Here is a 6,162-nt window from a genome sequence, read left to right as displayed (position 1 = left end):
CCGGGCCGACCATCGGCTTGCACTCGACACGCTCACATCAAACCGGGCCGCCGCTCGATGGAAAGACGCGCCCTCGGTCACGGCCGCTACAACGCGCTCGCGCAGATCGACTGATAAAGGTGATGGCATTGCCGGCTCCTTGACCGGTCAACGCGGCAACCCCGGCTCCGTCGCAACGCCTCCGGGAACAGCTCTAGCGGTGCCGATCTGGAAGGAAGGGGAGTTGCCGAGCACGTACTTCTGGGAGGTCTTGCCTTCGCTCCCGGGCAATCGTGAACACCCGCCATACGTGGACGTGTCCGCTCGCGATCCCGTGGGTATGGGCATGCGACCCGGTACCAGATGCCTGCCATCGACCGCCGCCTTCAGGCTTAGGATGGCCGATGAACACCCGGATGTGGGAGGCGAATGATTCTTTCACGAACGGCTTGGTCAGGAACCAACCCAAGGTCGTTCCGGGGGCGCGTTTCCGCGTCATTCGTGGTCTGATCCCGATACATGTAAGGCATTCAAGGGCCGCCCCTACATCCTTCGGCCCTTTAGAGGCTCCGGTTTCCGACCATCCGGAAGGATCCGGTCCAGGTGTTCATGAACCACCTGGGCGCTAAAGGGCTTGTGGAGGAACACGGCACCGGCGGGAAGGTCCCCCGGTCCGGGCTTCTTCCCACCCGATGCCACCACGATGGAGACGTCCGGCCAGCGTTCGGCAGTCGTTCGCGCTAGTTCGAAGCCATCGGGTCCACCGGGCATCTCAACGTCAGTGAACAATAGGACAATCGCCCCGGCATACTGGTCGAGGAGCCGGATCGCCTCCACGCCGTTCTCCGCCGACAGGGCCCGAAACCCGGCGTCCTCAAGGATTGTCTCCGCGTCCATCCGGATCAGGAGGTCGTCGTCGGCGACCAGGGCATACGGTGTGTCGGGATGGTTCGCCATCCGCATCAAAGCGAGGAATGGCCGAAGGTTCAAATCCACGAGGACGTGGACGTCGCCGTAATTTCAGCGCGCAACCGCGACACCTTCGGCCGCATGCCCGAGATCTTCCGGTTCCGGAAGCGAACGCGCATCGACACGTTAAGCGCCACCGGTTTGCCTTGAATGCGTTGGATGAGAACACAGGGCGAACCGAATGTCGGTTCGCACGACCGAAGCTTCCCAAGACATGAACCAGCTTACCGCCGGTCAACCGCCGACATCCATCGACCTGTCATCGTGCGACCGCGAGCCCATCCACATCCTCGGGGCGGTGCAGCCGTTCGGCTTCCTGCTCGCCGTGTCGCCCGATTGGATCGTCGCCCGGGCCAGCGCGAACGCGCCGGACTGGCTTGGTCAGCCGGTCGACGCGATGCTCGGGCTGCCCCTCGACCAACTCATGGACGGCGAGGCCATCCACGTCCTGCGAGGGCATCTCCAGACGCTTCGCGGACCCGACGCAGTCGACCGGGTGTTCGGGGTGCGTCTGCTGCCGGACAAGCCCCTGTTCGACGTCGCCCTTCACCTCTCAGGCGGTTCCATCGTCATCGAGGCCGAACCCAGCGCGCCCGAGCACCTCAGCGCCGGCAACCTCGTGCGCAGCATGGTCACGCGCCTGCAGCAGACCGCTGGCTTCGAGCCGCTCTGCCGCGAGGCCGCCCGGCAGATGCGGGCGCTGACGGGCTTCGACCGGGTCATGGTCTACCGCTTCTCCCCCGACGGCTCGGGCGAGGTGATCTCGGAGGCCGTGCGATCCGGCCTCGACCGATATCTCGGACTGCACTACCCGGCTTCGGACATCCCGAAGCAGGCAAGAGCTCTCTACGAGCGCAACTGGCTGCGCATCATCGCCGACGTCGATGGGCCCGGCGCCGCGGTGGTGCCTGCGCGCGACCCAGACGGCGAGCCGCTCGACCTGTCGCTCTCCACACTTCGAACGGTCTCGCCGATCCACCTCGAATACCTGCGCAACATGGGCGTGGCCGCCTCACTGTCGGTCTCCATCCTTCGCAACGGCAAGCTCTGGGGGCTGTTCGCCTGCCACCACATGGAAGCCCGGCACATCTCGCTGGAACGTCGCACCGGCTCCGAGCTGTTCGGCCAAATGTTCTCGTGGATTTTGGAAAGCCGGGAGCGCGAGGCCGAGGCCGCCCAGGAGGGCCGGTCACGTGAGATCCACACCCGCCTGATGAGTGCGCTCGCCTCCGGAGGCACCAGCCTGGAGGACCTCTCCGGCTTCCTCGACGAGCTTTCCGGCATCGTGCCCTGCGACGGCATCGGCCTTTGGGTCAACGGCGAGGTCACCCTGCAGGGCGCGACCCCGACGGCGGAGGAGTTCACCGGCCTGGTGCGCTTCCTCAACCGGACCGCCGCGAGCCGACCCTACGCCGCCGACGAGATCGGCCGCGTGCATGAGCCCGGACGCGACTTCACCGAGCGAGCCGCCGGCATGCTCGCCATTCCGGTGTCACGCACCCCACGCGACTTCCTGGTGTTCTTCCGCTCCGAGGTCGCACGCACGGTCACCTGGGCCGGCAACCCCGAGAAGCCTGCCACCCCGGGCCCGAATGGCGTTCGCCTGAGCCCGCGGAAGAGCTTCGAGGCTTGGCGCGAGGTCGTGCACGGGCGTTCGCTCCCCTGGGCCGATGTCGACCTGCGGGCCGCGGAGGCGCTGCGCGTCACGCTGCTGGAGGTCATCCTGAGGCTGACGGATTCGGCAGAGAAGGAACGCAAGGGCGCCCAGGAGCGGCAGGAGCTCCTCATCGCCGAGCTCAACCACCGGGTCCGCAACATCCTCAACCTGATCCGCGGCGTGGTCACCCAGAGCCGGTCGGAGGAACTCAGCGGCAAGGAGTTTGCTGCCCTGGTCGGCAGCCGCATCCAGGCGCTCGCCCGGGCTCACGACCAGATCACCACCGCGAACTGGGGTCCGGGGTCCCTGCGCAACCTCATCCTGCTGGAGGCGGGCGCGTACCTTGGGCCCAAGGCAGACCGCCTCGTCCTCGATGGCACTGACGTGCTCTTGGAGCCACAAGCATTCTCGACCATGGCGCTGGTCATCCACGAGATGATGACGAACTCCGCCAAGTACGGCGCCCTGTGCGACACCCGAGGGCGGGTCGATATCCGTTGGGAGCGCGACGCCCTCGACTACCTCGTCCTGCACTGGCGCGAGAGCGGCGGCCCGGCGGTCCGCGCGCCGACCCGCCGGGGGTTTGGCACCACCATCATCGAGCGCTCCATCCCCTACGAGCTCCAGGGCGAGGCCGACATCCGCTACGACCTCACCGGGGTCGAGGCGCGGTTCACCCTGCCGCCTGCCTTCGTCCAGGCCGCCCCGCCTGTACAAGTGGCTGCCGTGGTTCGCGAAGAGGCTACGGTGCCGTTGCAGTTCGCCGGTACGGCGCTGGTGGTCGAGGACAACATGATCATCGCGCTGGAGGCCGAGGAGGTCCTCACGTCGCTGGGCGCGGATGCCGTCGACATGGCGGCCTCGACCCGGGATGCATTGCGCCTGATCGAGGCATCGCCTCCGGATCGGGCGCTCCTCGACGTCAATCTCGGGTCCGAGACCAGCATACCCGTCGCACGTCGGCTGGCCGAACTCGGCATCCCCTACGCCTTCGCGACCGGCTACGGCGAAAGCTTCAAGATCCCCGCCGACCTCGGAACGGTGCCGGTGGTGAAGAAGCCGTACGATGCCGACGCCCTACGACGCGCGTTCGCTACATGACGCCTTCGGGACGTCGTCCGTACGTTGAGAACGGGGGTGGGACTCGTCCGTTGGTCGAACGTTTCCCACCCGTTCAGGCCGTTGGCCGTGGGAGGGTCAGGTCGAGTTGAGCGCTCTCCATGTCGCGTCCCATCCGGCGGTCGAGGGCGCGCAGCGCCGGCGTGACCGTGACGCCGTGCAGGAGAATGGAGATCAGCACGGTTAGGCCAGCCGTGGACCACAGAAGCTCCGTCCCCTCGAAGGACGCGTGCCCGGTCGCGAACGCGAGGTAGTAGATCGTCCCCAGTCCGCGAATGCCGAAGAAGCTGACGACGGCACGGTCCTCGGCGGATCGACCACTTCCGAGCAGGCCGATCCAGCAGGCCAAAGGGCGGACGATGAGGAGGGCGACCAGCGCGAAGGCGACGGCGGGCCAAGTCAGGTCATGGAGCAGTCCCCCACCGACGAGCACCGCCCCGAACCCGACGAGTAGAACCATCATCAGGAGACGTTCGAGCTCCTCGGCGTAGTCGTGCATCTTGCGATGGTAGTCATGCCCGCGGCTAGAGGAGCGTAGCGCCAAGGCTGACGCGAACACGCCGACGAAGCCGTAGCCGTCGACGACCTGGATGCATCCGTAGGCGATGCAGGTCACGCCCAGCGCCACGAAGCCGTCGCCGGTGCGGGAGAGCTTCGACAGGTTGGGCAGGTGGAACATCAGCCATCCCAGCGCCCGACCGATGACCGCCCCGAGCACAGTGCCGACGGCGATCTTCCAGAGCACGTCGACTGCGAGCCAGTGAGGCCACGACAGACCGGCCAGACTGCCGGTGCCAGCCAGGGCGATGGCGAGGTTCACGAACGGGAAGGCGAGGCCGTCATTGAGGCCCGCCTCGGATGTCAGGGCGAACCGCGGCTCGTCCTCGTGGTCCTCGTCGGGGTGGCCGACCTGGACATCCGACGCCAGGACCGGGTCCGTTGGCGCCAGGGACGACGCCAGAAGAAGCGCCGAGGCAAGTCCAAGCCCGAGAAGGGTAGACCCCAGGGCGGTCAGTGCGAGGATGGTCAGGGGCATGCCGATGCCGAGGAGGCGCCACGTCACCGACCAGCTCAACCAACCGAAGAGGCGGTCGATCTTGAGGCCGGCTCCCATCAGCGAGATCACGACCACGGCCTCGGTTGCATGCTCGATGATGCCTATGTGCGACCCGGGATGGGGGGTGAGGTGCGCCACCGCCGGGATGGTCGATAGGGCCGCGCCGATCCCGACGCAGCAGATGGGAAGCGACAGGGGCAGAGCCCGGAGCACCATCGGCAACCATGCCGTGAGAAGCACCAGGACACCGAACCCGGCGACGACGACGACATAAGTTTCCATATGGATTTAAGCGTTTCTGCAAGCCACGGTTCAATGAATCGAAGCATCCGCGACGATGGCGACGGGTTCGCGTCGACCGTGCCGGTCGGATAAATACAATGGAATGCTACCGACCGCGGATGTCACCATGTCTAGTTCCGCCGGTCCTCCTACTTCCGCGGCTTTCCGTCGTCGTCCAGGGCTACGTAGGTGAAGACCCCTTCGGTGACCTTCTCGGGATCGCCGCCTGTCCGATCCCGGACCCATACCTCGACCCTCACGCCCAACGATGTCTCGCCGTCCTGCTGCAGGGTGCAGTAGCAACTCACCTCGTCGCCGACCGTAATCGGCCGTAGGAAGCGCATCGCGTCGATGCTGACGGTCGCTACGCGTCCCTTGGTCCGCTGGGCGGCGAAGGTTCCGCCCGCGAGGTCCATCTGGGACACCGTCCAGCCGCCGAAGATGGCGCCGGCCGCGTTGGTGTCGCGTGGCATGGCGATAGTGCGCAGGTGTGGGCCATCGGAAATTTTCGGGACCGTGTCGCTCATATCGTATGCCTCGCCCGTGGTTTCGGTCAGGTCGAAAAACGGACAATCGGCGTGAATGGGTTCATGTTCGAGCACCGTTCCCTGATCGCTCCGGGGCCGCCGCGGCCGGGGCATCCTTCGGGGCATCTTGGCCGGATGCGGGGCTGACCGCCCCCGCCGGCATGACGCCGGCGCCGGCCCGTTCGAGTTGCCCGTTGATCGAGGCGATGAGCTCGTCCCAGCTCGCCTCGAACGAAGCGACGGCCTTGGCCTCCAGGGTGGCGGCGACGTCCGCCATGTCGATGCCGAGCCGCTCCAGTTCGTCGAGGACGGCCTCGGTCGCGCTGGCGGGCGCATGGATCTTGTCCGGCCGGATACGGCCATGGTCTCCGCCACGGCACGAAGCGTCGGCTGCGCCATGGTGTTGACCGTCTCGGGCCCAGCGAGCTCGACTGATCGGCCCCCACAGGGTGGTCCAAGGTTAAAGTTAGTGCGCGGTAGGCCGCTCCACCACGGGTAGCTTGGCCGGCGGAGCTGGTCGGGCGAGCGCAGCCGGCCAAGCGGTGAAGGCTGGCATGAACACTTCTGGTGCC

7 protein-coding genes are annotated in these 6,162 nt (G+C 66.6%); 2 read left to right on the top strand and 5 right to left on the bottom strand.

The window, feature by feature from the left end:
* The coding region (locus tag MKL11_RS21935; RefSeq protein ID WP_409565894.1) for a helix-turn-helix domain-containing protein at positions 1-129 on the bottom strand (129 nt) is incomplete at its 3' end.
* Between the two features lie 393 nt (positions 130-522).
* Positions 523-936, bottom strand: a complete 414-nt coding sequence (locus tag MKL11_RS21930; RefSeq protein WP_243947290.1) for a response regulator — start codon at positions 934-936, stop codon at positions 523-525.
* Here MKL11_RS21930 and MKL11_RS21925 point away from each other — a divergent pair.
* Together MKL11_RS21925 and MKL11_RS21920 are read left to right on the top strand one after the other, a co-directional pair.
* On the top strand, positions 925-1,098 hold the full coding sequence (locus tag MKL11_RS21925) for a hypothetical protein (protein ID WP_243947289.1): 174 nt from the start codon (positions 925-927) through the stop codon (positions 1,096-1,098). The two genes, MKL11_RS21930 and MKL11_RS21925, sit on opposite strands and share 12 nt — an antisense overlap.
* 64 nt (positions 1,099-1,162) lie before the next feature.
* A complete protein-coding gene (locus MKL11_RS21920; RefSeq protein ID WP_243947288.1) occupies positions 1,163-3,706 on the top strand; it encodes an HWE histidine kinase domain-containing protein in 2,544 nt (847 codons plus the stop codon).
* A 73-nt stretch (positions 3,707-3,779) separates the two neighbouring features.
* Here MKL11_RS21920 and MKL11_RS21915 read toward each other — a convergent pair whose 3' ends face one another.
* From MKL11_RS21915 to MKL11_RS21905, 3 genes are all read right to left on the bottom strand, one after another.
* Complete coding sequence (locus MKL11_RS21915; protein WP_243947287.1) at positions 3,780-5,063, bottom strand: cation:proton antiporter; 1,284 nt, start codon at positions 5,061-5,063, stop codon at positions 3,780-3,782.
* A gap of 149 nt (positions 5,064-5,212) precedes the next feature.
* On the bottom strand, positions 5,213-5,590 hold the full coding sequence (locus MKL11_RS21910) for an acyl-CoA thioesterase (protein ID WP_243947291.1): 378 nt from the start codon (positions 5,588-5,590) through the stop codon (positions 5,213-5,215).
* 61 nt (positions 5,591-5,651) lie between these two features.
* Complete coding sequence (locus MKL11_RS21905) at positions 5,652-5,867, bottom strand: hypothetical protein (protein ID WP_243947286.1); 216 nt, start codon at positions 5,865-5,867, stop codon at positions 5,652-5,654.
* Positions 5,868-6,162: the final 295 nt, after the last annotated feature.

This window comes from Methylobacterium sp. J-077, assembly GCF_022829365.1.
GTDB lineage: Bacteria > Pseudomonadota > Alphaproteobacteria > Rhizobiales > Beijerinckiaceae > Methylobacterium.
This window is presented reverse-complemented; position numbering and strand designations above follow the sequence as displayed.